Here is a 25,783-nt window from a genome sequence, read left to right as displayed (position 1 = left end):
CCCGGGATCGTCCGGCGACGGCGTCACCGGTTCGACTGGTGACGCAGTTTGCGGGACCGATGCGTCACCGGTCAAGATGGTGACGTGGGTTTCGCGTTCGTGAGCGGCAGTGCCGCGCTCGACCTGGTCGGCACCGTCACCTGGCGGCGCACCGACCCGACCGAGCTGCTCACCGGGCCCGCCGACCTCGCCCGCTGGCTCGACGCCTGCGCCGACCTCCCGGACGGCGTGACCGTGACCCCGGAGGTCCTCGGGTGCGCGCGGGACCTGCGGGAGGCGGTCCACCGGCTCGCGACCGACCGGCTGGCCGGGCGGGCGTTCGACCCCGCCGCGCTGGCCGTCGTCAACGGCACGGCCCGCGGTCCCGGCCTGACCGTGCAGCTCGACGACCACGGCACCCGCCGCACCGGCGACGCCGACGCCGTCCTCGCGGAGCTGGCGCGCGACGCCGTCGCCGTCCTCGCCGACCGGGACACACCGGTGAAGGAGTGCGGCCGGCCCGCCTGCACCCGGCTCTACCTCGACCGCTCCCGCGGCGCGCGGCGCACCTGGTGCGGCATGGGCGAGTGCGGGAACCGGGTGAAGGCGGCCGCCTACCGCGCTCGCAGGAGGACGATCACCGGCTGAGCTGCCAGGGTGATCCGATGACGACCGTCGAGCCGAGCTCTGATCTGGCCCGGGCCCAGGGCACCGACTTCTTCTCCACGGAGGACTGGCTGACCGACGACGAGCGCGCGATCCGCGACCGGGTGCGCACCTTCGTCGACGAGCGCCTGGTCCCGGTGGCCAACCACTACTGGGAGGCCGCGGAGTTCCCGCGCGAGCTGATCGAGCCCTACGCCGCGCTGGAGGTCGCGGGCGGTTCGGTGCGGGGCCACGGCTGTCCAGGGATGAGCGCCGTCGCCGAGGGACTGGTGACCACCGAGCTGGCCCGCGGCGACGGCAGCTTCTCCACGTTCAACTCCATCCACGGCGGCCTGGTCATGTCGGCGATCGACATGCTCGGCTCGGAGGATCAGAAGGAGCGCTGGCTGCCCCGGATGGCCCGCTGCGAGCTGCTCGGCGGGTTCGCCCTCACCGAGCCCGACCACGGCTCGGACGTCGTCCGGCTCGCCACCGCCGCCCGCCGCGACGGCGACGAGTGGGTCCTCGACGGCCGCAAGCGCTGGATCGGCAACGGCACGATGGGCGACGTCGTCATCGTCTGGGCGCGCGACGAGGAGGGGAACGTCGGCGGGTTCGTCGTCGACCGCAGCGAGGGCGAGCTGCCCGGCTACCACGCGTCGGTGATCACCGGGAAGACCAGCAACCGGGCGCTCTGGCAGGCCGACATCCACCTCGACGGCGTCCGGATCCCGGCCGACGACCGGCTGGCCGGCGCCCGGACCTTCGCCGACACCAACAAGGCGCTCACCAAGAGCCGCCAGGCCATCGCCTGGGAGGGGCTCGGCCACGCGATCGGCGCCTACGAGTACGCACTGGCCTACGCCCGCGAGCGCGAGCAGTTCGGGCGCCCCATCGCCGGGTTCCAGCTCGTCCAGGACAAGCTCTCGCACATGCTGTCCGACATCACCGGGATGCAGCTGACCTGCCTGCGGTTGGCCCAGCTGCAGGACCAGGGCCGGGTCGGGATCGAGCACGCGGCGCTGGCGAAGCTGCAGACCGCCTCGGGCGCGCGGCGGGTCTGCGCGATGGCGCGCGACATCCTGGGTGGCAACGGGATCCTGCTCGACCACCACGTCGCCCGGCACCACGCCGACATGGAGGCCGTCTACACCTACGAGGGCACCGACACGGTGCAGTCGCTGATCGTCGGGCGGGCGGTGACCGGGCTGAACGCGTTCTCCTGACGGCCCCGCACGAGGCCCCGGCGCGGGCGGGGCCCCGGAGCGGACGTCAGGCCGGGGTGATGACCACCTTGAGCGCCTGGTTGGCCGCGGCGTTCTTGAACACGTCGTAGGCCTCGTCCATCTGGTCGAAGGTGAACGAGTGGGTGCCCATCTTCTCCGCCGGGATCCGCCCGCCGGCGACCATCTTGAGCAGCGTCGGGATGGAGACGGTGTCGACCAGGCCCATCGTCAGCGTGACGTTGGAGATCCACATGTCCTGCATGGGCAGCTCCACCGGGGTGCCGTGGACACCCACGTTGGCGATCGTGCCGCCCGGGCGCACCAGCGACGCCGCCGTCAGCAGCGTCTCCGGGTAGCCGACGGCCTCGATCGCGACGTCCACGCCGAGCCCGTCGGTCAGCGCGGTCACGTCGGCGACGGTGCCCGGCCCGACCTCGACGCTGTCGGTCGCGCCGAACTCGATGGCCTTCTCCAGCCGGAACTTGTTGGAGTCGATCGCGATGACCTTCGACGCGCCCCACAGGCCGGTCGTGAGGATCGCCGAGAGGCCGACCGCACCCGCGCCGACGACGGCGACGGTGTCACCCGGCCGTACGTTCCCGGCGAGCACACCGACCTCGTAGCCGGTCGGCAGCGAGTCGGCGAGGAAGATCGCCTGCTCGTCGGTGACCGACTCCGGCACGGCGTAGAGCGAGGTGTCGGCGTAGGGGACCCGGACGTACTCGGCCTGGGTGCCGTCGATGAGGTGGCCGAAGATCCAGCCGATCCCGCCGACGGTCTGGCAGTGCGACGGCATGCCGCGCTGGCAGTAGTCGCAGCGGCCGCACTTGGTGATCGCCGGGACGAGGACGCGGTCGCCGACGGCGAAGCCGGACACGGCGTCACCGACGGCGGTGATCGTGCCGACGGCCTCGTGGCCGAGGATGCGGCCGTCGGTGACGGCCGGGACGTCGCCCTGCAGGATGTGCAGGTCGGTGCCGCAGATCGTGGTGGTGTCGACCTTGACGATCACGTCGGTGGGGTCCTGGATCGTCGGGTCCGGGACCTCCTCCCAGGCCTTGGCGTCCGGTCCGTGGTAGACGAGTGCCTTCATCTGCTCACTCCGTTGGTCGCAGGGGGTGCCGAGAGCGTCGGCGGGCCCGACGCTAATGCGGGAGTGCGCATGTGACTGTCCCGTTCTGGGACGACTCCGCGGGCGGCACGACCCCCGGCGACGGCCGTGTGTCCCGGTCCCGGGACACCTCAGCCGATGTAGCTGATCCCGAACGCGTCGATCTTGCGGTAGAGCGAGGACCGGGCGATCCCCAGCAGCTCGGCGGCCTGGTAGCGGTTGCCGCGCGCCTCGTAGAGGGCCTGGATGATCACGTCGCACTGCGCCGCCTCGAGCATCGACATCCGCGGGGCGCCGCCGGTGAAGCACGACGACGGCAGGTCCGGTGCCTGCACGACGCCGACCGGCTTGCGGGCGATGACGTAGCGCAGCACGTCCTCCAGCTCGCGCAGGTTCCCCGGCCAGGCGTAGCCCTCCAGGACCCGCACCACCTGCATGCTCAGGCTCAGCGACCGGCCGCCGGACAGCGAGTGCAGCACCGACCGCGCGAGCTCGCCGAGCTCGTCGGCCCGGTACCGCAGCGCGGGCACCCGGACCGTGTCGTGGAAGTGGCGCAGCAGCAGCCCGTAGGGCCGGGTGGCGTCGACCGAGGGCGTGTCGATGCACCCGACGACCGTCGGTGCCGCGGGTGTGGCCACCAGCAGCCGCAGCGACTCGTCGAGGCGCCGCGCGGCGACCGACCCGAGCAGCGAGAGCCGGCGCAGGACGAGCAGCCGCGGCCGGTCCCCGTCGGTGCCGCGTACCGTCGGCAGGAGGGGGCCGCCGGACTCCGCGATCCGCGCGCAGTCGAGCACCTGCACCGTCCCGGTCGGGTGGCTGCGGCGGAACTGCTCGACGGCCAGGGTCTGCTTCCCGACCCCCGGCTCGCCGACGAGGAGCAGGTGCCTGGTCCGGGCGGCGACCGCGGTCGCGACGTCGCGGCGGGCGCGCAGGTAGGGGCTGAGCAGCTCGCGGTTCGCGCGGCGCCGCACCTCGGCGGCGGCGCCGTCGGCGTGGGCGTCCCGGAAGTCGGCCGCGAAGTCCCGGCGGGCCGTCGGCGCGACGTGCGACCCCTGGCGACGCATCGCGTCCGCCGTCCGGGACCCGGCCGGTACGGGCGCGCAGCGCCGCCCGGAGCTGACGTGGCCCACGACGGCACCGTGGTCCCGGACGACGCAGGTGACGACGTCGTCGCGGCGCCCCGACGGCAGGTCGGCCGTGGATCCGGTGGGCGGCGGCTCGGCGAGCGCGGCGTCGGCGAGCGCCCGGTCGAGCAGGTGGTCCCGGTCCTCGCGGGGCAGGGCCCGGAACCCGGGGTTGCACAGGGTCGCCCGGCCGTCGGTCGCGACGACCCACTCCGCCCCGGACCGTGCGCAGACCTCGTCGAAGCGGGCGTGCAGCATCCGCCCGGCCCGGAGCCCGCGGTCCCGGACGCGCTCGCCGACCTGGCGGGCCAGCTCCGCGGCGACGGCCGCACGCAGCGCCGACGCACCGCCCGGCGTCGACAGGTGCGTCACGACCACCACCGTCTGCGGGGCCGCGTCGGTGTCCGACGGCACCGGTGCGGCGGCCTCGGCCAGGCAGGCGAGGTCGGGGTGGAGGTGCTCGGGACCGTCCACCCGGGCGAGGCGACCGGTGGCCCGCACGAGCGCGGACGCCGTCGTCGCCACGTCCTGCTCGGCGATCCGGAAGCCCGGTGCGACCAGGACGGCGTCGAGCAGCGCGGCGAGGTCCGGGCAGGCGTCGTGGCGGAGGCGGACCACCCCGTCGCCGTCGACGAGCAGCACCGAGCAGTCCAGGTCGTCGGCGCCGGCGAGGAAGCGGTCGAACACCTCGTCCGCCTCGGCGACGGCGGCGGGGCCGGGTTCGTGCCCGACGTAGGTCGCGGACCGGGCGAGGTCGACGCCCAGGTCGACCGACCGCTGCCAGGACTCCGCGACGACCGGGCGGACGTGGGCGCCCACGTCACCGACGTGCCGGGCGTGCCGCACCCGCCGGGCGGCGGCCTCGACCCCGGCGCCGGCATCCACCGGACGAGCGTAGCCACCCGGGGCCCTGCCCCGCGAGGGTCGTTGACACCCGATCGGGCGGCGGGGAGCCTCGGAACCGACGTCAGCCCCAGCCCCCGGCCGATGACATTCGGGTCACCGGGAGGAGGGGCTGTGAACACGGAGCGTCGCGTCCGACCCCGCGGGTCCCGCCCGGTCGGAGTACCGTCGGTGGCACGGCCACGTGCTGCTGGACAGCCGGATGCCCCACCACCTCGGGGCACGCACGATCCGGAGGATCCGCCGGGGTTCCCGGGTCCACACGGCGAGGCGTCCCGCTCCGCCGTGACCACGCCCGCGTCCCCGGACGGCCGCCCTGCAGGGTGCCGTGCGGCGGTCCGCGGCGGCCGAACGGAGCCACACCGTGAGCGCACCGCGCACCCCGTCACCCACCCGTCGTCCCGCCCCGGCGCAGCCTGCCCCGGCGCAGCCCGCCGCGGCGCGCGTCGCGCTCAAGGACGACCCGAGGCCGGTCGGGGAGGTCGACGGGGCCTGGTGGCCGCGCTCGCGCGTCCTGGTCGACGAGCTGCGCGAGCTGAGCGCGGGCGTCGACGACCGGCTCGGCCCGGTGACCCGGGTCGGGTACAACCTGCGCATCTGGCCGTCGGTGCCGCGCCGGACCACGACCGACGGGCACCTGGTCCGCCTCGGCGGCTTCGCCAGCACCCCGCCCGACGTCGTCGACGTGTTCGGGGCGCACGGCCGGCTGTGCCTGCTCGTCGTGCCGCCGGAGAGCTCGGACGCCGACGCGCGGCGCTGCCTGGACCGGGCGTCGGCGGCCGGGAACGACGACGACGTCGCGACGCTGCTGGCCGGAGCAGGAGGAGAGCCCACCGACGCCTGACGGAGACGACGGCCCCACCGGAGGGAGGCGCGTGAGCGCCAGCGACGACCACGCCGTTCGCACCGCCCTGGTCCGGGCGGCCACCGGCCTGACCGAGCCCCTGACCGACGAGTCGGGGGACACCTCGTGGGATCGGCGGCTCGTCCAGCTGACCCGGGTCGCCGCCCGCACCGTCCCCGGAGCCGACCTGGTCGGCCTGACGCTGCGGGACCGGTACGGCGTCTGCACCACACCCGGTGCGGACCTCGCCGAGCTGGACCAGCTCCAGATCGGGCTGCGCGAGGGGCCGAGCCTGGACGCGATCCGGGGCGGGGTGCCCACCGTGGTCGCGGTCGGCGACCTCGACGACGAGCGCGACCGGTGGCCGCGGTTCGCGCCGGCCGCGGTGCACCGGGGCGTGCACGGCGTCCTGTCCGTCGCGCTGGTGCGGCCGGGGGCCGTCCGGGGCGCGGTGACCGTCTACTCACGGGCCCGGCACGGCTTCGACACCTCCGCGACGGCCATCGCCGACGCGTTCGCGCTGCAGGCCGCCGTCGCGCTGCACGGGGCCACGAAGGCCTACCACCTGGAACGGGCCCTGGAGACCCGCGACCTGATCGGGCAGGCCAAGGGCATCCTGATGCACCGGCACGGGATCGACGCCGACCGCGCCTTCCGCATGCTGGTCGGCGCGTCACAGGCGACGAACATGAAGCTCCCGGACGTCGCCCGGTGGCTGATCTCCGACGCCGGGGCCCCGTCGAGGTCCTGCCCGAGGTCGGGGTCACGGACCCTGCGGATGGTCCTCCAGCTCCTGCCGCACCGCGCGCAACAGGAACGTGAGGGCGCAGGGGTGACCGGGGTCGAGGGTCGGCGCCGTCCGCCACACCCACAGGAAGCAGCGTTCCGTCGCCTCCGCGGCCCGGTCCTGGTCCCGCAGCGCGGTGCGCAGGAGCCCGAAGACCAGCGTCCCGGTCCCGTCGTACAACCGGCGGAGCGCGTCGAGGTCCCCGTCGCGGATCGCGCGGAGCAGCGCGGCGAGCTCACGCGAGCTCGGGACCAGACCCTCCGGTCCCCGCTGCAGCTCCGCCGGATTCCGCATGTCGCCGTCGTGACCCACCATTGCTCCATCACCGTCGGAACGTCGCCGGGGTCAGGGGCGGCGGACGCATCTCTCGTACGGTCGGGAGACCGTGGTGCGAACGCTACCGTCGTGTCCGGCGACCCGCATGATCCGTCGACGCCGCCGGGTCCCGCCGACCGGTACGGTCCGGGTCGGTCGCCCGCACCGGTCCGGAGGTGACAGCAGTGACCGAGGTCCCCGTGCAGCGCCCCACACCGCTGCACTCCGTGTCGACGGCACGCCGCTCGGCGGAGCGGCTGCGCGCCGTCGACCGGGCCGGGCTGTCGACCGCCTCCGACGACCGGGTCCTGTCCGACCTCTGCGACGTGGCCCGGGAGCTGGCCGCAGGCGGCTACGCGACGGTGTCGTCGACCGACGGCGTGACGTCGTGGATCTGCGCCGCGAGCGGTGACGGGCCGGCGGCGGGGACGGTGGAGGGCGCGGGCGGCGCCGTCGAGCACGCGGTGGTCGACTCCGGCGTACCCCTGGTGCTGGACGCCCTGCCCGGCACCCCGGACGGCGGCGACCCCGCCCCGGCCACCCCCGGCCGGTCCGGCTCGGTGTGCAGCGTCCCGGTCTTCGGCGAGGCGGGCCACGTCGTCGCCGCGCTGCGGGTGGCGCGCACCGGCGCCGGCGAGTGGACGCCCCGCACGGTACGGCTGCTGACCGCCCTCGCCCGGACCCTCGGCGCGCACCTGCGGATGGCCGGGTCGATGCGGGTCAGCCAGGACCTCGCCGACCGGCTCGGCGCCCGGCTGGCCCGGTCGGAGTCCCAGCAGCAGACGCTGTCGGACGAGCTGGGCGACTCCCAGCGGCGTACCGACCTGCTGGAGTCGGGGCTGCTGCCACCGGTGCTCCCGGAGATCGCGGGGGCCGAGGTCGCCGCCGTCTACGTCCCCGGTGCGGTGGGCGAGCACGTGGTCGGGGACTTCTACGACCTGTTCGCCGTCGGCGACCGGTACTGCCTGGTGATCGGCGACGTCTGCGGGAAGGGCGTGCAGGCGTCGCAGATCGCGGTCGTGGCCCGCTACACGATCCGCGGCGCCGCGGCGCGGGACCTCGAGGTCGGGTCGATCGTCGCGAGCGTCGACGGGACCGTCCGGACCATGGACGAGCGGGCGATGCTGACCGTCGTCGTGGTCGTCCTCGAACACGACCCGGACGGCGGGCTGCGCGCGGAGATCGCCAGCGCCGGGCACGAGCCAGCGCTGGTGCTCCGCGCCGACGGCGCCGTGGAGCGCTACGGCACCGGCGGCACGATGCTCGGCCTCCCGATCCCGTGCCGGGTCGCCACCGACGTGGTCCGGCTCGGCAGCGGCGACGCGCTGCTGCTCTACACCGACGGCGTCACCGAGGCCCGGCCCGTCGCGGGCGCCGACCTGTTCGGCGACGACCGGCTCACCGACCTGTTCCGCACGTGTGCCGGGCTCGACGCCGCGGGCACCGTCGCCGCGGTCCACCGGGGCGTGTCCGCCTACGCCCGCGGCATGACCAAGGACGACACCGCGATCGTGGCGCTACGGGTCACCTGACGGTCGGCGGGGCGGCCCGTCGCGCCAGCACGTCGGACCAGTGCCGCTGCGCGACCCGGGGGTGCGAGCGCAGCCAGCCGGTCAGCGCGTTCTCCCCGTAGCGCGCGTCGAGTGGGTTGTCGGCGTCCTCGCTGATCCCGCGGGCGTCCGCGGCCAGCTCGGCCGGCAGATCGAGCGGCGCGACGACGGCGTCCAGGCGCGGCGCGAGGAAGAACGGCACCGAGATCCGGTCGACCCCGGGCGGCGGCGACACCACCCGGTGCCGGGTCGCGGTGAGGTAGCCGCGGGTGGCGATCTCCAGCATCTCGCCGATGTTCACCACGAACGAGCCCGGCACCGGGACGGCGTCGATCCAGCCTCCGTCGGGACCCTCGACCTGCAGCCCGCCGACGACGTCCTGCTGCAGCAGGGCGAGGTAGCCGTAGTCCTTGTGGGCGCCGACGCCCTGGTCGGAGTCCGGGTCCGGGCGCCCGGGATAGCGCACGATCTTGAGGTGCAGCGAGGACTCCTCGTCGAACCAGCCGTCGAAGTAGGTCTCGTCCTGGCCGAGCGCGGCGGCCAGGGCACGCAGCACCTCACGGGAGACCCGCAGCGCCTCGGCCTGCCAGCCCAGCACGACCTCGCGCAGCTCGGGCAGTGCCGGCGGCCACTGGTTCGGCCCGATCAGCCGCAGCCAGTCCGGCTCCCCGGGGCCGGGCTCGACCACGGCGCGCTCGGGTCCGATGTCGATCTGCTCGCGCCAGTCGGCGGTGCCGCCGGTGTGCTCGGTCCCGGTCCGGGTGTAGCCGCGGAACTGGGGGGAGTGGACGTTCTCGATCGCGAGACGGTCCGCCGGCGGCAGCGCGAAGAAGCGGCGGGCGAGCGCGTCCATGCCGGTCAGGACGTCGTCGGGGACGCCGTGACCGGTGACGTAGAAGAACCCGACCTCGCGCGCGGCGCGACGCAGCTCCGCGAGGAAGGCCGCCCGCTCGTCCGGACCGGCGCGGAAGCGGGACAGGTCGACGACCGGGAGCCGGTCGGTGGCGAGGGGCGGCATGGTGCCTCCGACGGGGTGGCGGGCGGGCACCTCGGACGTGGTGCGCCGGGCGCACCAGCCAACCCGGCCGTCGGAGCGGGCGTCAAGGAGCGGTGCCCGCCGGCCGTCTCACCAACTTTGCGTACTACCGGCGGTAACGCCCGTACGTCCGCAACGTCCTGATCATCCCGATCGATGCAGCACTCGTGAACGGACCCGGAAGATCGTGGTACGACGACTCGCCGACGGAGCGGCTGGGCGTCGTCCCTCCGGCCCGCAACCGTCTGGCCACCGTCGGCATCGTCCTGGTGGTGCTGTCGGCGGCGTTCCTGCTGACCACGGCGACGATCCCGATGGGTGCTCTGCTGGCCCTGGCCGCGACCGGGTGCGCCGCGATCGCCGCGTGGCGAGGTCGTGGCGGGCGCGCGCCCCACCGTGGCCGTGCGGTCACGGCGCTCGTCGCCGCGCCCGCGCTGGTGGTCGCCGCCGTGGTGCTCACCCCGTCCCCGGTCCCGACGACCACCGGCACCACCGAGGCCGCCGCCCTCGTCGCCGCCCCGACCACGACGCCGACCCCGGTGCCCGCCCCGGCCGGGGAGAACCCCCCGGTGGCTCCGGCGGCGGCGCCGTCGCCGACCACGACGCGGGCACCCGTGTCCGCACCGGAGGCGCAGCTGCGGACGGCGCCGGCCTCGCAGGAGGCCGCGTCCCCGCGGCCGCAGGCCCTCGCGTCGGCCCCCACACCCCGCACGACGACGGCGAAGCCGGCTCCGGCCGCGCGACCGTCGGCGTGCGACACGGACACGCACTACGTCAACTCGGCCGGCACCTGCGTGCCCCGCCCGACCCGGTCCGCCGGCGTCGCCCCGGCCGGGGCGACGGCGAAGTGCAAGGACGGCACCTACAGCTACAGCCGGTCCCGGTCCGGGACGTGCTCAGGGCACGGTGGGGTCGCCACCTGGCTGTAGAGGGGGACCAGTGATGCGGGGCGGACCCGATCACGAGCGGCTGCAGGAGCCCGGTCGCGGCCGGGTGTGGCGGAGGCGTGGGACGAGCGTGACGCTTGTCGGGCTCGTGCTGGTGAGCTCCCCCTGGGGGCTCGCGAGCGAGCGCGATCTCGGCCGGTGGGGCGACGTGCTGACCGTCGTCGTCCTGGCCGTCGTGGTGCCGCTCGCCGCGGTCGTCTGGCGGGAGTCGACCCGGCCGTACCCGCACGACCGGACGATGGTCGTCCTCCGCCGGGCCGTCCCGCCGGCCCAGCGCGCGGCCGTCGCGACGGCGCTGCGGCGGGGGAGGCCCGAGGACATCCCTCCCGGGCACCTTGCCTACGCCCGGGCGTGGACGGCGCAGCGCGGGGCCGGACTCGTGTCGCCGTCGGCGCTGGCCGTGCTGATGTGGGCGCAGATGCTGAACGCGGCCGCCCGGGCCGCCAACCCCTGGTTCTTCCTCGTCGGCCTCAGCGGGGCCGCGGTCTTCACCGTGGCCGCGGGAGTCGAGGTGGCGCTGCAACGACGACGGGACCGCTGCCTGTCCACCGACCGGCCGGATGCCGGGGACCGACCGTCGTGATCAGCCGCGGCTGCTGCCGACGAGATGGGCGAACACCACGGTGTTGTCCCGATAACTCCGTGCACTCGAGTCGAAAGATCCACCACAGGTGATCAGACGCAGTTCCGCCCGGTCGACGTCGCCGTAGACGGACTCGGTCGGGAATTCGTTCTTGGGAAATGATCGGACCTCGTCGACGCGGAACGTCGCGGCGATCCCGTCGGCCCGTGTCACGGTGATGTCCTCGCCCGGACGCATCCGGCCGAGGTCGTAGAACACCGACGGTCCCTCGGCGGCCGAGTCGACGTGGCCGAGGATGACCGACGGGCCGCGGAAGCCCGGTGCCGACGACCCGCGGTACCAGGACGCCCGGTCGTAGCCGGGGCCCGGGGCCGGGACCTCGAGGGTGCCGTCCGGCGCGAGACCGGACTGGTCGACGACCGACTCGACCCCGATCGACGGGATCGAGATCGACCGGGGCGGGGAGGGCGGGAGCACCTCGCCCACCGGCCGGGCCCCCGCGGGCGCGGTGCCCACCACGGCCGGTCCCACCGGGCCGGCGGCCGCGGCCACCGGCTCCGGGGGACCGCCCGCGGTCAGCGCCAGCACGAGCACGACCACACCCGCGACGCCCAGGAGCAGCGCGCCCAGCGGAGCGAGCAGCCGCCGGACGCGGGACGGGTGTGGTGCGGTCATCGGGTGCTCCGGTCCTGGTGCCGATCGGGGAACCGGTCGTGGTGGTCCACCACGACCGGAGCCGGGGGTGCCGCCCGCCTGTGCGGACGGCACCCCCGGAGTGGATCAGTGCCCGCGGACGCCGCGACGGCGGACGACGAGCACCAGCGCGGAGCCGGCGAGCAGCGCGACACCGGTCACGACCAGCGCGGTGTCGGTGCCGGAGGTGCTGCCACCACCGGTCTCGACGCCACCCTGCGGCATCGGCATGGTCCCGCTCGTCGTGTTGACGACGATCGTCGCGATGCCGATGGTGGTGCCGCCCTTGAGGGCGTCGGTCTTGAAGGCGCCGTTCAGGGCCTCGGCGGCCCCGGCGTTCAGGGTGACGGTCGTGCCGGTCAGCGTCGCGGTGCCCGCCGACTGGTCGATCGTGATCGGCTTCAGGGTCGAGCCGTTGAGGTCGAACAGGGTGGTCGACTCGGCGACGGTCTGGCCGCCGGCGCGGACCCGGCCGGTCAGCACGGCGGGGTCGCCCGGGTCGATCACGAAGTTGTCGAGCGTGACCTCGGTGTCACCCTTGGTGAGAGTGAGCCCGCTGCCCATGTGCTCGATCTTGCCCTGCACGTAGGGCAGGACCTCGTTCGGCTTGTAGACGGTCACGTTGCCGCCGGTGATCGGGAACGACGCCGTGCCGTCGGAGATCGAGGCGGACCCGAACGGGCCGGGGGTGACGTCGAGCGAGGTCAGCGCGTCGGTGAAGCCCTTGTCCAGCGCGACCGAGGTGCTCTTGCCGGTCAGGTTGGAGATCATCGCGACCGGCGGAGGGGTCTCCTGTGCGGAGGCGACTCCGGCGCCCAGCGCGGTCGTCGCGGCGGCGACCAGGCCGATCGTGGCCAGGCCGATCACACGTCGTACGGAATTCGCCATTGTGGTTCTCCTTGGATCGCACCGACCGACGGGCGATTCCCGGCGACCTTTGCTCCTGTATTCGACGGCCGGAGCGCGGGGGTTCGGAGAAATGCGGGGAAAAATGTCCCGGGGCCCGGATATCACCGCGGGTGACGTGTTCCGGGCCCCGGGCAGCGGAGCGTGTGCGGCGGGGCTCAGCCCGCGGGGCGGCCGAGCCGGTGGTGCCGGATGCGGGCCTTCATCTCGGCGACGCCGTCGGCGAACCGCTCCTCGTAGACCTCCTCGACGGCGGCCGCACCGGCCGCGGTGACGCTCCCGTCGGCGTCGATGAGGCCGAGGGCGAGCAGGTGCCGGGCCACCGCCGGGCGCAGCAGGTCGACGTCCACCTCGCGCGCGTCGAGCAGTTCCAGGGCCCGTGACTCGTCGTCGGTCAGGAGCATCCGCCTCACCTCCACCCTGGGTTCGTGCGCGGGCCGCGAGGGGTTCACCCCGGTGGACCCGGCCGGACCGCGGTCAGGCGGCCGGGTAGCGGGTCGGGGTCGTGGTGTCGCTGTCGAGGTACGGGGCGTCCCCGGTCAGGTTGTCCCCCCGGTTGGGGCGGGGCCGCGGGTCGCGCGGTGACGCCTCGCCGTAGGTCGCCCGCACCAGCGACGCGTGGGTGGGTGCCTCCGGGACGCCGGGCGCGCGGCGTGCCGCCATCTCGCGGCGCAGCACCGGCACGACCTCGGTGGCGAGCAGCTCGACCTGCTCGAGCACCGTGCCCTCCGGGACACCGAGGCTGTCCAGCGCCCACAGCTGACGCTGGTAGTCCCCGAAGCCGTCCTGGAAGGTCAGGGTCTTGTCGATGACCTCCTGCGGGCTGCCGACGCTGAGCGGCGTGCGGTCCGCGTAGTCCTCGAGGCGGGTCCCGCGGAACAGGACGTGGTTCTCGAAGTAGGGACGGAACGCGGCGTAGGCGTCCTGGGAGCGGCGGGCGACGAACGCGTGCCCCCCGAGGCCCACGATCGCCTGGTCGGGGCGCCCGTGGCCGTGGTGGGCCCAGCGCTTGCGGTAGAAGTCGACCAGGGGCCGGAAGTGCAGGTTCGGCGCCAGGATGTGGTTGGCGAAGTAGCCGTTGCCGTAGTGGGCGGCCTGCTCGGCGATCTCCGGGGTGCGGATCGCGCCGTGCCACACGAACGGCGGCACGCCGTCGAGCGGCCGCGGGGTCGAGGTGAACCCCTGCAGCGCCGTGCGGAACCGGCCCTCCCAGTCCACGACGTCGGAGCGCCAGAGCCGGTGCAGCAGCGCGTAGTTCTCCAGGGCGAGCGCGACGCCGTCGCGGATCTCCTTGCCGAACCAGGGGTAGACCGGCACCGTGTTGCCCCGGCCGAGCATGAGGTCCAGCCGCCCGTCGGCGAGGTGCTGGACCGTCGCGAAGTCCTCGGCGATCCGGACAGGGTCGTTGGTCGTGATCAGCGTGACCGCCGTGCTCAGGACGATCCTGCTGGTCACCGCCGCGATGTGACCCAGGATCGCCGGCGGCGACGACGGGACGAAGGGCGGGTTGTGGTGCTCGCCGAGCGCGAACACGTCGAGGCCGAGCTCGTCGGCGTGCCGGGCGAGGCGCACGATCGAGCGGAGGCGCTCGGCCTCGCCCGGAGTGCGCCCGGTGAGCGGGTCGGCGCCGATGTCGCCGACGGTCAAGATGCCGAACTGCACGGGGGTCCTTCCGGGGGGTGGCGGCCCGCGGGCCGCGCTCAGACGAGGTCGCGCACGGCGGCGAACGCCGCGGGCGTCACCGGGTCCAGCACGTCGTCGACGTCGTGGTGGCGCTGTATCCATCGCGCGACGTACGGGCAGACCGGCACGATCCGCCGGCCGGCGTCGCGCGAGTCGGTGAGGGCCCGCGCGACCAGGGTCCCGGCCAGCCCGCGCCCGGCGAAGGCGTCGTCGATCTCGGTGTGGAAGAAGACCCGCTGCCCGTCGCGGTCCACGTAGGCGGTGAACCCGGCGACCACGCCGTCCACCCGCACCTCGTAGCGGTGCGTCGTGGGCCGGTGCGTGACCTCGGGCGTCCCGGCCGCGTCGGGCGTCGCCGATCCGGACATGGCTGTGACCTCCGTCGTGGGGTGGCCCGGGGGCGGGTGGCCTGCCCGGGCCGCGGCCGTCGGGGTCCCGGCGGCTCCGTCGCCACGACGCTAGGTCGGCCCGGCCGTCCCCGGATCGGTCACGCGATCGGTCGTGCGGAGCCCCCGGGGCGCCGGTCGGGTCGGTGACCTCCCGACGGCGGGGTCCTGCGGCGGGATGCCGCCCGGGGTTCCCACGGCGGCCGACCGGTGGGCCCGTCGGTGGCCGGGCGACCCATCCGGCGACCGATCCGTCGGTGCCCGCGGCGCGCTGACACTGGGCCCGGGCGGCATCCGGCCGTTCGTCGAGGAGGACCCGATGCCCGACCGAGCCGACCCCGCCGGGATTGTCGCCGCACACCTGGACGCCTGGAATGCGCCGGAGGGACCCGTGCGCGACGGGGCCGTCGGGACGGTCTACACCGACGACGTGTTCGTGGGCGAGCCCGACGCCGCGCACCGCGGGCACGAGGGGATGTCCCGGGCGATCGCGGCTCTGCACGCCCAGGTGCCGGGGGCCGTGATCAGCCGGTCGGGTCCGATCGGCACGGCCCAGGACCTGGTCACCTACGCCTGGACCCTGGGTGTCGGCCGCGGGCCCGCGGTCGCGTCCGGCCGCGACGTGCTCCTCCTGCGCGACGGGCGGGTCTCCGCCCTGTACGTGCTGCTGGACCCGGCTGGGGACCAGGGGTGAGGCGGGCGATGACGACCCCGCGGCCGGTGGGCCACGAGTACCGGTTCGAGCTGGGCGGGCTGCGGGTGCGGTACCGCTTCGACTCCGGCACGGAGGCGACCTTCGTGGTGGAGGACGGTGCCGGGCTGGCTCCCGACGGGCACACCGAGACGGTGTGCATCGACCTGCGTGAGATCCGTGAGGGCGTCTACCTGAACTCGTGGACCGAGGCGAGCGGCGCGACGGTGACGCACGTGGAGGACTTCGAGAACGGCACGCTGTACTCGAACATCACGATCGACGGGACGCTGCACGCGCTCGTCGGCACGATCACCCGGACCGCCCGGTGAGCGCCGTGGAGGGCCCCGAGGAGCGCAACGTCCGGATCGTGCTGACCGCGATGCGGGAGCTGTTCGAGGAGAAGGACCTCACGGCCATCGACCGCTACTGGGCCGAGCCGTACACGCAGCACAACCCGTCCATGCCCGACGGGCTCGACACGCTGCGCGCGGTCGTGCCGACCCTGGAGGGCTTCTCCTGGCGGCCGGCCCGCGTCGCCGCACAGGGCGACCTCGTCTTCACCCACAGCCGGGTCCTGGGCTGGGCCCCGACGCCCGTCGTGATCGTCGACATCTTCCGCCTGCGGGACGGGCGCATCGTCGAGCACTGGGACGTCGTCCAGGAGGAGGTGCCCGCCGAGTCCTCGGCCACCGGCCGCCCGATGGTCTGACCCCGCATCGCGCACGCCCCCCGACGCCACCTGCGCCGCCGCCGTGTGCCGCGGGTCAGATCAGGCCCGCGGCGCGGGCCGCGATGACCGCCCGGGCCCGGTTCTGGGTGTCGAGCTTGCGCATCGCGCTGTGCAGGTAGGCCTTGACCGTCCCCACGGTGATCCCGAGCTGCGCCGCGATCTCGGCGTTGGTCGCGCCCACCGCGACGTGCTGCAGCGCCTCGACCTCCCGCGGTGAGAGGGCGGGGGCCTCCCCGCCCGGCCGGGCCACGGCCGGGTGGGCCCCGGCGAGGCCGTGGTGGATCCGGCTCAGCCGCTCGCGCAGCTCCGGGTCACCGGTGCTCTCGATCAGCGCGGCGAGCTCCAGCAGCGCGCCGGCCCGGCTCTCGGCGTCCGCGGCGCCCGGGGGCACGACGGCCGGGGGAGCGTGCTGGTCGAGCAGGGCCGTGGCGTCCCGGGCGATGTTGGCGGCGACGATGCCGGCGTTGCGGACGGCGACGTCGCCGATCGGCCGGTGCTCGCGCATCGCCCCGTACATCACACCGCGGACCGAGCCGTGGACGACGATCGGGTACGCCAGGATCGACGCGAGCCGTTCGTGCTCGACGACGACGTGGTCGTAGTCGTGGGTGATCCCCGGGGTCGAGGCGTAGTCGCTCACCCGGCACGGGATCCGGCGGGCCATCGCGGCGCCGCCGAGACCGCGCCCGGACAGGACGCTGAGCAGCCGCAGCGAGTCGCCGAAGGTGCCGATCAGCTGGTTGATCGTGAGCTGCTGGCCGTCGCGCACCGTCCGGGTCGTCCCGCCGAAGACGACCGGCAGGCCGGTCGTCGAGCTGAGCTCGTGGAGCCGGCGGGGCATGACCCGGTCCAGCGCCCGGGCGACCGCGTCGTCGTCCTGCACGAGTGCTCCTTCCCGTCCCCACGGGCGGCATCGGCCGCCCGACGTGGCCCAGCTTGCCACCGGCGCGGACGGCGGACCAGGTCACCGGTCCGCACCGGACTCCCGCGACTACCGACTTCGGTTGGTAGCGGCGCCCGGACCGCTGCGGAGAGTCTCCTCCCGACAGATCCGGCTGCGCTCGACGAGGAGCCCCGCATGCATTCCACCACCGCCGCGGTGCCCCTCTGATCGACGCGATGCCCGGACCGCTCCGATCCGCGGTCCGCCCCATCCCACCGACCCGGAGGACGTCCGTACCCATGGGCAACCACGACATCTACCGCGACGCCCGTGACCGGCTCGTCGCGCTGCACGGCGAGCACGAGAAGGCCGTCGCCGACTTCACCTGGCCGCAGCTCGACGGCGCGTTCCAGTGGGCGCACGACTGGTTCGACGTGATCGCCGACGGCGAGTCGCGGACCGCGCTGCGCATCGTGGAGGAGGACGGTGCCGAGGGCGCCTGGACCTTCGACGAGCTGCGCCGCCGCTCCAACCAGGTGGCCCGCTGGCTCGCCTCGCACGGCGTCGGGAGTGGGGACAGCGTGCTGGTCATGCTCGGCAACCGCGTCGAGCTGTGGGAGTCGATGCTCGCGGTGATGAAGCTCGGCGCGGTGATCATGCCGACGACCACCGCACTCGGCGCCGTGGACCTGCCGGACCGCCTGGAGCGCGGGGGAGCGCGGTTCGTGATCGCCGACGTGTCGTGCACGGACAAGTTCGACGGCCTGCTCGCCGGGCTCACCGCGGTCTCGGTCGGCGGGTCCGCCGAGGGCTGGCTGGACCACACCGACTCCCACGACGTCGACGACGCCCCGGTCGAGCACCCGGGCACCACCGCCGACGACCGGCTGCTGCTGTACTTCACCTCGGGTACCACCAGCCGGCCGAAGCTGGTCGAGCACACCCAGGCGTCGTACCCGGTCGGGCACCTGTCCACCATGTACTGGCTGGGCATCACACCGGGCGACGTGCACCTCAACATCAGCTCGCCGGGCTGGGCCAAGCACGCCTGGAGCTGCTTCTTCGCGCCGTGGATCGCCGGGGCGACGATCTTCCTCTACAACTACACCCGCTTCGACGCGGCGTCGCTGCTCGGCCAGATCCGGGACAAGGGCGTCACCACGTTCTGCGCCCCGCCGACGGTCTGGCGGATGCTGATCAAGGCCGACCTGTCCGGCGGGCCCGGCTCGCTGCGCGAGGTCATCGCGGCGGGCGAGCCGCTCAACCCGGAGATCATCGAGCAGGTCCGGGCGCAGTGGGGCCTGACCCTGCGCGACGGGTTCGGCCAGACCGAGACGACGGCGTCGGTGGGCAACACGCCCGGCTCCGTCGTGAAGCCCGGGTCGATGGGGCGTCCGCTGCCCGGTGTCCCGGTGGTGCTGGTCGACGAGCTCACCGGCGAGGTCTCCGAGACCGAGGGCGAGATCTGCATCGACCTGTCCCGGCGGCCCACCAGCCTGATGGTCGGGTACCTGGACATGCCGGAGAAGACCGCCGACGCCATGGCGGGCGGCTTCTACCACACCGGTGACACCGCGACCCGCGACGAGGACGGCTACCTGTTCTACGTCGGCCGCACCGACGACGTGTTCAAGGCCAGCGACTACAAGATCTCGCCGTTCGAGCTGGAGAGCGTGCTCGTCGAGCACCCGGCGGTGCTGGAGGCGGCCGTGGTGCCCCAGCCCGACCCGGTCCGGCTCGCCGTGCCGAAGGCCTACGTCGCGCTCGCCCCCGGCCACGAGCCGACCCGCGAGACCGCGGCCGCGATCTTCGCCCACGCCCGGGACCACCTGGCGCCCTACCTCCGGGTGCGGCGCATCGAGTTCTTCGAGCTGCCGAAGACGATCTCGGGCAAGATCCGGCGGGTGGAGCTGCGGGCCCGGGAGCGCGACGAGGCCGGGGCGGCCGCGGGCGGGGAGTGGCGCTACGAGGACTTCCCGGAGCTCAAGGCCTGACCGGCCTCCCGGGACCCGGGGCGGTATCCGCCGAGCCGCCCCGGACCGACGGCCGGCCCGTCACCGGCACGACGCCGTGACGGGCCGGCCGTTCCCGTGTCCGGCTCAGCCGGTCCCGGCGCCCGAGGCGACGCGCGACCGCCGGCACGGCCAGGAACACGGAGCCGATGGCCAGAACCTCGGATCGGATCGGGCCCGACGGGCGTCGCCGCCGGTCGGGTCATGGAGAGGTGGACCGGCGAGCCGGACGCAGGTGTGCGCGGTGGTCAGCCGATCGCCCGGGTGGCGGGCACCAGGGATGCCAGGAGTGTCATGGCGGCGTCGGTGAGCGCCGCGGGGTCCGCGTGGCCGTCGCTCTCGACCCACTGGGCGTACACGGTGAGGAACACCTGGATCCCCACACGGGCGGCGAGCCGGGCCGCGTCCGCCTCGACCCCGCGTCGCTGCAGGGCGTCGGCGAACGCGACGGCGATGTCGTGGCGCTTGATCAGGTCGCGTTCCAGCAGGCCCGGGCTCGCCGCGATCACCGCGTGCCGCCGGCGCAGCAGGTCCATGCCGGGGCCGGTCCAGTCGAACCCGGCCAGGGTCGAGGTGATCACCCGGAGCGGCCGGGTGACGTCGGGGGTGTCGAGGATCTGCTGCACGAGCGCCGCCCGGTGCCGGTCCGACTCGGCGAACAGCACCTCGCGCTTGTCCGGGAAGTACCGGAAGAAGGTGCGCGTCGTGACGCCGGCGCGGTCGGCGATCTCGACGACACTCGTGTCGTCGAAGCCTCGTTCCTCGAACAGCTCCAGGGCGGCCGTCCTCAGCCGCTCCTCGCTGCCCTGTTCCCAGCGGGGCACGGCCGGGATCCTATCCGCCCGGCGGCCCGAACCGGACGGCCTTCACGAGGTCGTCCCGCCGCGCCGTGCCGCCGTGACGACCCGGCGGCTGATCCGCCAGTGGCCGTAGTGGCGGCGCAGGGTGTCCCGGTGGTCGACGCCGGACAGCGTCCCGTCGGCCATGATCACCAGGCCCTTGGAGTGGACCGTCACCTCGTCCGCCGTCTGCTCGGCGATGACGACGTTGGTGACGTGGTGCGCCAGCGGGTTGTCGTCCCCGAGCCGGATCGCCGCGGCCCGGACGGCGTCGATCCCCTCGAACGTCCCGACGCCCGCGTCGCTGAGGTCGTAGACGACCTCCGGGGTGAAGATCTCGTGGAGCCGGTCCAGATGGCCTCGGTCGAAGAGGTGTCCGTGCAGTGCCAGGACGTCGTCGATCTCGTGGCGGTCGTCGGTGCTCAGCATTGTTCTGATCCGTTCTCGTCGACGTGCGGTGGTCGAGGATCGGAAGCCGACGGGGCCCGCGTCGTCGTCCGGAGCCGCCTCACCCGGAGGTGATGTCGCGGTGTGACATCACTGTAGCACTGATGTCGCGCCGTGACGTCACTGTCGCGCGTGGGGCGGCGCCGGCCGTTCCCGCCTCCGGCTCGCCGGGCTCAGGGCCGTCCGGTGCGCAGGCCCTCGACCAGTAGTGCGACCAGCCGGCGTCCGCGGGCGAGGTCGGCGTCCGACGCCGCCCGGCACAGCTGCGGCACGGCGAACAGCAGGTCCTCGGCGGAGACGGCGTCACGCCGGATCGCGCCGTCCCCGACCGCTGCGTCGAGCAGTGCGGCCAGTGCGGGGCCCAGGCGATGCGTGAAGTGGCCGGGCAGCCCGTCGAAGGCGGGGTTGCCGGAATGCAGCGCCGAGGCGAGGCCCCGCTTCGTCGCGAGCAGGTCGATGAACCGGTCGAGCCAGTACGTCAGCGCCGCGACCGGTGGGTGCTCGGAGGCCAGCTGCGGGCCGGCGTCGGCGAGGGCGTCGATGCCGGTCTCGACCACCGCCTTCACCAGGTCCGCCCGCTGCGGGAAGTGCCGGTAGAGGGTGCCGACGCCGACGCCCGCCAGGTCGGTGATCTCCTTCGCGGGAGCGTCCACGCCCGAGGTGTCGAAGACCCGCCGTGCGGCGTCGAGCAACGCGTCGACGTTGCGCTGTGCGTCCGAGCGCGGACGTCTGGCCCCGGTCCTCCCACTCATCCCGTCACTGTGCCACGCGCTCCTTGTGAACCGGAATGGCTTTCCGTATCGTCGATCCGGAAAGTCATTCCGCTTAGTCCCACCGCACACCGGGAGACCCGCCATGCAGTACCGCCCGCTCGGCCGGACCGGGATCATGGTCAGCCCCGTCGCGCTCGGCGCGATGATGTTCGCGACGTCGTTCGGCAACCCCGACCCCGCCGACTCCGCGCGCATCATCCACCGGGCGCTCGACGCCGGGATCAACCTCGTCGACACCGCCGACGCCTACGGCGACTCGGAGGAGGTGGTCGGCCGTGCGCTGAAGGGCCGCCGCGACGACGTGGTGCTCGCGACCAAGTTCGGCCGCGCCGTCGACGACGACCCGGCGCGCCGCGGGGCGTCGCGCCGCTGGATCGTCACCGCCGTCGAGAACTCCCTGCGCCGGTTGGGGACCGACCACATCGACCTCTACCAGCTCCACCGCCCGGATCCCGACACTGACATCGAGGAGACCCTCTCCGCGCTGACCGACCTGGTCCGCAGCGGGAAGGTGCGGGCGGTCGGGACCTCGCAGGCCCCCGCCTCGGGCATCGTCGAGGCCCAGTGGGTCGCCGAGCGGCGCGGGCTGGTCCGGTTCCGCACCGAGCAGTGCGCCTACTCGATCCTGAACCGTGGTGCCGAACGCGAGGTGCTGCCGGCCGCGCAGCGCTTCGGCATGGGCACGCTGATCTGGGGGCCGCTCGGCCAGGGGATGCTCACCGGCCGCGTCCGCCGGGGCGGGGTGAGCGACCTGCGCCGGGTGGGGCTCCTGCGGCACCTGTCCGACGAGCGACGCATCGAGGTCGTGGAGCAGCTCGTCCCGCTCGCCGAGGAGGCGGGCGTGCCGCTCACGCACCTGGCCGTCGCGTTCGTCGTCGCCCATCCCGGGGTGACCAGCGCGCTGCTCGGGCCGCGCACCATGGCCCAGCTCGACGACCTGCTCGCGGGGGTGGACCTCGCGCTGGGCGACGACCTGCTCGACCGCATCGACGGGATCGTGCCGCCGGGGGTCGACGTCAGCGCCCTGGACCAGGAGTTCCGGCCGCCGGCGCTGCTGGACCCGCAGCTGCGGCGTCGTCCGGTGGCGGGGCGGTCCGCGGCCTGACCCGCGCGGCCGGTCGGGTCATCCGGCGCGGGTGTCCCCGACCGCGTCGAGGACGGATCCCAGCTGGTGCAGCGCGGTCTCCAGGGTCGCGGCGGGCACCTCGGCGAGCAGGCGCCGGAGCGCCGCGTTCGCCGCGCCGGTCGCGGCGCGCGCCACGGCCACGCCGTCCGGTGTCAGGCGGACGTCGTTGCTGCGCCGGTCCGCGGGGTCGGGTACCCGGGAGACGAGCCCGCGGTTCTCCAGGCGGCGCAGGACGTTGCTCAGGCCGCCCGTCGTCAGCAGCAGGTGCGCCGTCAGCTCCTTCGGCTTCTGCCGGTAGGGCTCGCCGGTCGTCAGCAGCGTCGCGACCACGTCCAGCTCCGCGGGCGTGAGGTCGTGCGCGGACAGGGCGGGGGCGATCGCCTGCGCGAGCGTCCCCTGCAGGCGCACGACGTGCTGGGAGAACGCCAACGCCAGGCGCTCGTCGGGGGACACGTTCCTCCGGTCGCGGGTCACGGTCGCAGCCTACCCGACGAAAGCTTTCGTGATAGCTTTACAGAAAGCTATCTGGAGGAGCTGCCATGGGAACGGTGACCGCGATCGACGGCGTCCGGGTGTTCACGGGCGACGGCCTCACGGAGCCGCGGCGGGTGTACCTCGACGGGGCGGAGATCGGCACCGGGCGCACGCCGGACGTCGTGGTCGACGGCCGGGGGCGGGTACTGCTGCCCGGCCTGATCGACGCGCACATGCACACCGTGCGCGGCCGGGAGGACCTGCAGGACCTGGCGACGTGGGGTGTCACCACGGGGCTGGACATGGCGGCCTGGCCGAGCGCCTTCGTCACCGCGATGCGCGGGCAGACGGGCGTCGCGCAGATCCTCAGCGCGACGACGCCCGCGGTGGGCCCCGGCGGCAACCACGCCCGGATGCCCGGGTTCCCGGCCGACGGCGTCGTCACGGGTCCGAGGGAGGCCCGCGCGTTCGTCGACCGCCGCGTCGCCGAGGGCGCCGACTACATCAAGATCGTCACCGAGGCGGCCCCGCCGGAGGGCATGGACCAGGAGACCGTGGACGCGATCGTCGCCGCGGCACACGGGCACGGCCTGCTGGTCGTGGCACACGCGGTCACCACCGGCGCCGTCCACGTCGCGGTCGCGGCCGGGGTGGACATCAGCACGCACGCACCCCTGGACGCGGTCCTCGACGACGCCACCGTGCAGCGCATGCGCGACGCCGGCACGGTCTGCTCGCCGACGCTGACGATGATGCGCGGCGTCGCCGACCTGCGGGCCGCGGCGGGCCTCCGGTACGAGCACGCCCGCGACTCGGTCACCGCGCTCCACGCGGCGGGCGTCCGGCTCCTGGTCGGCACCGACGCCAACTCCGCGCCCGGCGCCCCGTTCGCGCCCCGGCACGGCGAGTCGATGCACGACGAGCTCGGCCTCATGGTCGACGCCGGGCTGACGCCGGTCGAGGCGCTGCGCAGCGCCACCGGCCTCACCGCGCAGATCTTCGGCCTCGACGACCGGGGCGTCGTCGAACCGGGCCGGCGCGCCGACCTGCTGCTGGTCGACGGCGACCCGACCGAGGACATCGGCGCGACCCGCGCGATCGCCGGGGGCTGGATCGCGGGGGAGCGGGTCCGGTGAGCCCACCCGACCCGTGACGCCGTCCGTCGTGCGGACGTCGCGGGAACGCGTTCCCCCTCGGCGAGGTGGCGCCGTCGTCGCACATGTCCTTATGGTTTCCGGGTGCGGAACCTACTCCGGAGCGCGGCGGGAGTGGACCGGCTCGTCCCGTACGAGGACGCCGTGCTCGCTCTCGGCCGTCGCGGGGACATGCTCGAGTACCACGACGACGTCCGCGTCGAGCGGATCGTCGGAACCGTCGGGCGCGCCGAGGACTTCGACGCCGAGTTCCGGCTGAGGAACTCGGACCTGCGGGACCGGTGGGACGCGGTCGCCGATCTGATGGCCCGCCCCGGCGGGCCGGTCGCCCGGATCGACCTGCTGCGTCTGGGGGAGATGTACTTCGTCGTCGACGGGCACCACCGTGTCTCGGTCGGCCGCGCACGCTGCCACGCGGTCATCCCGGCCCGGGTGCGGTGGGTGTGCACCGTCGCCTACGCGCTGGCCTGTCTGAGGGTGATGCACCTGCCCAGCAAGGCCGCCGAGCGGGAGTTCCTGACCCGCATCCCGCTGCCCGACCCGGTGCGCACCGAGCTGTGGCTCGACCGTTCGGCCGACTGGATGCGGCTCGCGGACGCCGCCGAGGCGTGGGGCTTCCGCGAGTCCCTGCGCGACGCTCCCCTGACGGACCGGCGCGCCCTCGCCGAACGGTGGTGGGAGCAGGAGGTCGTCCCCCTCGTGCGGCACCTGCGACGGGCCGGTGTCGGCGTCGGTCTGCGCGACATCCAGCTGTACGCCGCCGCGACGACCACCCGGGACCGGCGCGGGGAAGGGTCGTGGCCACCGCTGGCCGGCGGCGACGAGCTCCGTCCGGCCTGGGCCGGCGGAGAGGGGGAACCGCACCGCGGCTGACACGGACGGTGGCCGCGTCGGCGGCGCATCCCGGGCAGCCCGTCGGTGACCTGCTCGCGGGGCGGGGCCTCGCGTCGGGCCTGTCGGCACCCGCCGGGTCCGTCTTGCCGGTGATCAGGAATGGCGCCAGGGTGTCGCCATGGACACGCAGATGGTGGCCAACGCCCTGCTCCTCGTCCCGGCCGCCGTCCTCGGGGTACTGGCCGTGCGCGCGCGTCGCCGGGGGCGCACCCGGCTGGGGCTGTCGGTCCGGCCGGGACCGCTTCCCGACCTCGCCCGGGGTGTGCTGTTCGGTGCGGTGTCGGTCGGTGTGCTCTACGGGGCGCTCGCGGCGACCGGGACGCTGCGGCCGGGTCCGTTCGCCGGCGTCACGGCGGTGCTGGTCGGTGTCGCGGTCTACTTCCTGGTGCTGTTCCTCGTCGAGGAGGTGGTGTTCCGGGCGTTGCTGATGACCGGGCTGGGGGTGGTCGTCGGTCGTACCGCTGCACTGGTCGTGACGAGTGTGCTGGTGGCGGTGCCGTACGTGTTCTCCACGGGCAGCGGGGTGCTGCCGGTCGTCGGCGCGGTCGCGACGAACCTGGTCAACGGGCTCGCGCGGTGGCGGACCGGGCGGATCTGGTTCGGGGTGGGCATGCGCTGGGCCTGGAACACGCTGCAGGTCGCGCTCGGGTTCACCGTGAGCGGCTACGCGCTGGCCACACCGGTCCTCGACCAGTCGACGACCGGCCCGTCGTGGCTGACCGGCGGGGAGTACGGGCCGGAGGGCGGAGTGGTGGGGATCGCGCTCCGCGTGGTGATGATCGTGGTCATGGTCGGTGTCGTCCGTGGTTCCGTTCCCGCGTGGACGATCGGCCCGCGCGGGAGCCGGGACGGGAACGGCGTCGCCTGAACCGGGACGGTGTCGTCGAGCTCCGGGTTCCGGTCGGAGGATCGTCGTTGTGCCTCTGACCTGCGTGCCCCCGGCAGGATTCGAACCTGCGGCACCCGCTTTAGGAGAGCGGTGCTCTATCCCCTGAGCTACGAGGGCCTGAGGGGAGCCTACCCGGACGCCTCCCCGCCC

Annotated in this window: 28 protein-coding genes and 1 tRNA gene; 15 read left to right on the top strand and 14 right to left on the bottom strand. The window is 74.3% G+C overall.

What is annotated here, in order from left to right; translation table 11 throughout:
• Positions 1–84: 84 nt before the first annotated feature.
• Both DMP17_RS44020 and DMP17_RS44015 read left to right on the top strand, forming a co-directional pair.
• Entirely contained in the window at positions 85–627 is a 543-nt protein-coding gene (locus DMP17_RS44020) for a CGNR zinc finger domain-containing protein (protein ID WP_337832580.1), read from the top strand.
• A 17-nt stretch (positions 628–644) separates the two neighbouring features.
• On the top strand, positions 645–1,850 hold the full coding sequence (locus tag DMP17_RS44015; RefSeq protein WP_337832579.1) for an acyl-CoA dehydrogenase family protein: 1,206 nt from the start codon (positions 645–647) through the stop codon (positions 1,848–1,850).
• A gap of 46 nt (positions 1,851–1,896) precedes the next feature.
• Here DMP17_RS44015 and DMP17_RS44010 read toward each other — a convergent pair whose 3' ends face one another.
• Positions 1,897–2,943, bottom strand: a complete 1,047-nt coding sequence (locus DMP17_RS44010) for an alcohol dehydrogenase catalytic domain-containing protein (protein WP_226355057.1) — start codon at positions 2,941–2,943, stop codon at positions 1,897–1,899.
• A gap of 149 nt (positions 2,944–3,092) precedes the next feature.
• The gene (locus DMP17_RS44005; protein WP_226364551.1) at positions 3,093–4,970 is read right to left on the bottom strand and encodes a helix-turn-helix domain-containing protein; all 1,878 of its coding nucleotides are present in this window, start codon (positions 4,968–4,970) and stop codon (positions 3,093–3,095) included.
• A gap of 382 nt (positions 4,971–5,352) precedes the next feature.
• On the opposite strand from DMP17_RS44005, the gene DMP17_RS44000 reads away from it, so the two are divergent.
• The 3 genes from DMP17_RS44000 to DMP17_RS43990 are packed head-to-tail and all read left to right on the top strand — an operon-like array spanning position 5,353 to position 8,466.
• Entirely contained in the window at positions 5,353–5,832 is a 480-nt protein-coding gene (locus DMP17_RS44000; protein WP_337832578.1) for a DUF5994 family protein, read from the top strand.
• Positions 5,833–5,863: 31 nt separating this feature from the next.
• On the top strand, positions 5,864–7,114 hold the full coding sequence (locus DMP17_RS43995; protein ID WP_337832577.1) for a GAF and ANTAR domain-containing protein: 1,251 nt from the start codon (positions 5,864–5,866) through the stop codon (positions 7,112–7,114).
• 5 nt (positions 7,115–7,119) lie between these two features.
• Positions 7,120–8,466, top strand: coding sequence for a PP2C family protein-serine/threonine phosphatase (locus tag DMP17_RS43990; protein ID WP_337832576.1), 1,347 nt, complete (start codon positions 7,120–7,122; stop codon positions 8,464–8,466).
• Here DMP17_RS43990 and DMP17_RS43985 read toward each other — a convergent pair.
• Positions 8,459–9,502: an isopenicillin N synthase family dioxygenase gene (locus DMP17_RS43985; RefSeq protein WP_337832575.1), complete on the bottom strand. Its 1,044-nt coding sequence runs from the start codon at positions 9,500–9,502 to the stop codon at positions 8,459–8,461. The two genes, DMP17_RS43990 and DMP17_RS43985, sit on opposite strands and share 8 nt — an antisense overlap.
• Before the next feature lie 185 nt (positions 9,503–9,687).
• Between DMP17_RS43985 and DMP17_RS43980 the strand changes: the two genes are divergently transcribed.
• Both DMP17_RS43980 and DMP17_RS43975 read left to right on the top strand, forming a co-directional pair.
• Positions 9,688–10,449, top strand: a complete 762-nt coding sequence (locus DMP17_RS43980; protein WP_337832574.1) for a DUF3761 domain-containing protein — start codon at positions 9,688–9,690, stop codon at positions 10,447–10,449.
• Positions 10,450–10,537: 88 nt separating this feature from the next.
• Positions 10,538–11,050, top strand: a complete 513-nt coding sequence (locus tag DMP17_RS43975; RefSeq protein ID WP_226364544.1) for a hypothetical protein — start codon at positions 10,538–10,540, stop codon at positions 11,048–11,050.
• Here the strand turns inward: DMP17_RS43975 and DMP17_RS43970 are convergent, their stop codons facing one another.
• The 5 genes from DMP17_RS43970 to DMP17_RS43950 form a co-directional block, all read right to left on the bottom strand.
• Entirely contained in the window at positions 11,051–11,725 is a 675-nt protein-coding gene (locus DMP17_RS43970) for a class F sortase (protein WP_337832573.1), read from the bottom strand.
• A 105-nt stretch (positions 11,726–11,830) separates the two neighbouring features.
• On the bottom strand, positions 11,831–12,631 hold the full coding sequence (locus DMP17_RS43965) for a hypothetical protein (protein ID WP_226355067.1): 801 nt from the start codon (positions 12,629–12,631) through the stop codon (positions 11,831–11,833).
• Between the two features lie 176 nt (positions 12,632–12,807).
• The gene (locus DMP17_RS43960; protein ID WP_226355068.1) at positions 12,808–13,053 is read right to left on the bottom strand and encodes a hypothetical protein; all 246 of its coding nucleotides are present in this window, start codon (positions 13,051–13,053) and stop codon (positions 12,808–12,810) included.
• 73 nt (positions 13,054–13,126) lie between these two features.
• A complete protein-coding gene (locus DMP17_RS43955; protein ID WP_337832572.1) occupies positions 13,127–14,311 on the bottom strand; it encodes a CE1758 family FMN-dependent luciferase-like monooxygenase in 1,185 nt (394 codons plus the stop codon).
• 38 nt (positions 14,312–14,349) lie between these two features.
• Positions 14,350–14,700: a GNAT family N-acetyltransferase gene (locus DMP17_RS43950; RefSeq protein ID WP_226355070.1), complete on the bottom strand. Its 351-nt coding sequence runs from the start codon at positions 14,698–14,700 to the stop codon at positions 14,350–14,352.
• A gap of 337 nt (positions 14,701–15,037) precedes the next feature.
• Here DMP17_RS43950 and DMP17_RS43945 point away from each other — a divergent pair, with 337 nt between their 5' ends.
• From DMP17_RS43945 to DMP17_RS43935, 3 genes are read left to right on the top strand one after another with little or no spacing between them, the layout of a single operon-like run.
• Positions 15,038–15,412 (top strand): hypothetical protein, encoded by a 375-nt coding sequence (locus tag DMP17_RS43945; protein ID WP_226355071.1) that lies wholly within the window; start codon positions 15,038–15,040, stop codon positions 15,410–15,412.
• A gap of 8 nt (positions 15,413–15,420) precedes the next feature.
• Positions 15,421–15,741, top strand: a complete 321-nt coding sequence (locus tag DMP17_RS43940) for a MoaF-related domain-containing protein (protein ID WP_226355072.1) — start codon at positions 15,421–15,423, stop codon at positions 15,739–15,741.
• Complete coding sequence (locus tag DMP17_RS43935) at positions 15,738–16,121, top strand: nuclear transport factor 2 family protein (RefSeq protein WP_226355073.1); 384 nt, start codon at positions 15,738–15,740, stop codon at positions 16,119–16,121. Before DMP17_RS43940 ends, DMP17_RS43935 begins: the two co-directional genes overlap by 4 nt.
• Positions 16,122–16,176: 55 nt before the next feature.
• Here the strand turns inward: DMP17_RS43935 and DMP17_RS43930 are convergent, their stop codons facing one another.
• Positions 16,177–17,025, bottom strand: coding sequence for a LuxR C-terminal-related transcriptional regulator (locus DMP17_RS43930; RefSeq protein WP_226355074.1), 849 nt, complete (start codon positions 17,023–17,025; stop codon positions 16,177–16,179).
• A 299-nt stretch (positions 17,026–17,324) separates the two neighbouring features.
• Between DMP17_RS43930 and DMP17_RS43925 the strand changes: the two genes are divergently transcribed.
• On the top strand, positions 17,325–19,019 hold the full coding sequence (locus DMP17_RS43925) for an AMP-binding protein (RefSeq protein ID WP_337832571.1): 1,695 nt from the start codon (positions 17,325–17,327) through the stop codon (positions 19,017–19,019).
• 266 nt (positions 19,020–19,285) lie between these two features.
• Here the strand turns inward: DMP17_RS43925 and DMP17_RS43920 are convergent, their stop codons facing one another.
• The 3 genes from DMP17_RS43920 to DMP17_RS43910 form a co-directional block, all read right to left on the bottom strand.
• Entirely contained in the window at positions 19,286–19,861 is a 576-nt protein-coding gene (locus DMP17_RS43920) for a TetR family transcriptional regulator (RefSeq protein WP_337832570.1), read from the bottom strand.
• Between the two features lie 42 nt (positions 19,862–19,903).
• Positions 19,904–20,305, bottom strand: coding sequence for a nuclear transport factor 2 family protein (locus DMP17_RS43915; protein ID WP_337832569.1), 402 nt, complete (start codon positions 20,303–20,305; stop codon positions 19,904–19,906).
• Positions 20,306–20,496: 191 nt separating this feature from the next.
• Positions 20,497–21,075, bottom strand: a complete 579-nt coding sequence (locus DMP17_RS43910) for a TetR/AcrR family transcriptional regulator (protein ID WP_337832568.1) — start codon at positions 21,073–21,075, stop codon at positions 20,497–20,499.
• A 103-nt stretch (positions 21,076–21,178) separates the two neighbouring features.
• On the opposite strand from DMP17_RS43910, the gene DMP17_RS43905 reads away from it, so the two are divergent.
• Complete coding sequence (locus tag DMP17_RS43905; RefSeq protein WP_337832567.1) at positions 21,179–22,201, top strand: aldo/keto reductase; 1,023 nt, start codon at positions 21,179–21,181, stop codon at positions 22,199–22,201.
• A gap of 18 nt (positions 22,202–22,219) precedes the next feature.
• Here the strand turns inward: DMP17_RS43905 and DMP17_RS43900 are convergent, their stop codons facing one another.
• On the bottom strand, positions 22,220–22,696 hold the full coding sequence (locus DMP17_RS43900) for a MarR family winged helix-turn-helix transcriptional regulator (RefSeq protein WP_226364532.1): 477 nt from the start codon (positions 22,694–22,696) through the stop codon (positions 22,220–22,222).
• Between the two features lie 65 nt (positions 22,697–22,761).
• On the opposite strand from DMP17_RS43900, the gene DMP17_RS43895 reads away from it, so the two are divergent.
• From DMP17_RS43895 to DMP17_RS43885, 3 genes are all read left to right on the top strand, one after another.
• Positions 22,762–23,832 carry an amidohydrolase family protein gene (locus tag DMP17_RS43895; RefSeq protein WP_337832566.1) on the top strand — a complete coding sequence of 357 codons (1,071 nt, stop codon included), beginning with the start codon at positions 22,762–22,764 and terminating at the stop codon, positions 23,830–23,832.
• Between the two features lie 102 nt (positions 23,833–23,934).
• On the top strand, positions 23,935–24,723 hold the full coding sequence (locus DMP17_RS43890) for a hypothetical protein (RefSeq protein WP_337832565.1): 789 nt from the start codon (positions 23,935–23,937) through the stop codon (positions 24,721–24,723).
• A gap of 139 nt (positions 24,724–24,862) precedes the next feature.
• On the top strand, positions 24,863–25,612 hold the full coding sequence (locus tag DMP17_RS43885) for a CPBP family intramembrane glutamic endopeptidase (RefSeq protein WP_337832564.1): 750 nt from the start codon (positions 24,863–24,865) through the stop codon (positions 25,610–25,612).
• A 65-nt stretch (positions 25,613–25,677) separates the two neighbouring features.
• Here DMP17_RS43885 and DMP17_RS43880 read toward each other — a convergent pair.
• Positions 25,678–25,750, bottom strand: a tRNA-Arg gene (locus tag DMP17_RS43880).
• Positions 25,751–25,783: the final 33 nt, after the last annotated feature.

The organism is Pseudonocardia sp. TMWB2A, assembly GCF_017312135.1.
The sequence above is the reverse complement of the archived record's forward strand: the minus strand, read 5'-3'. Positions and strand labels throughout refer to the sequence as shown.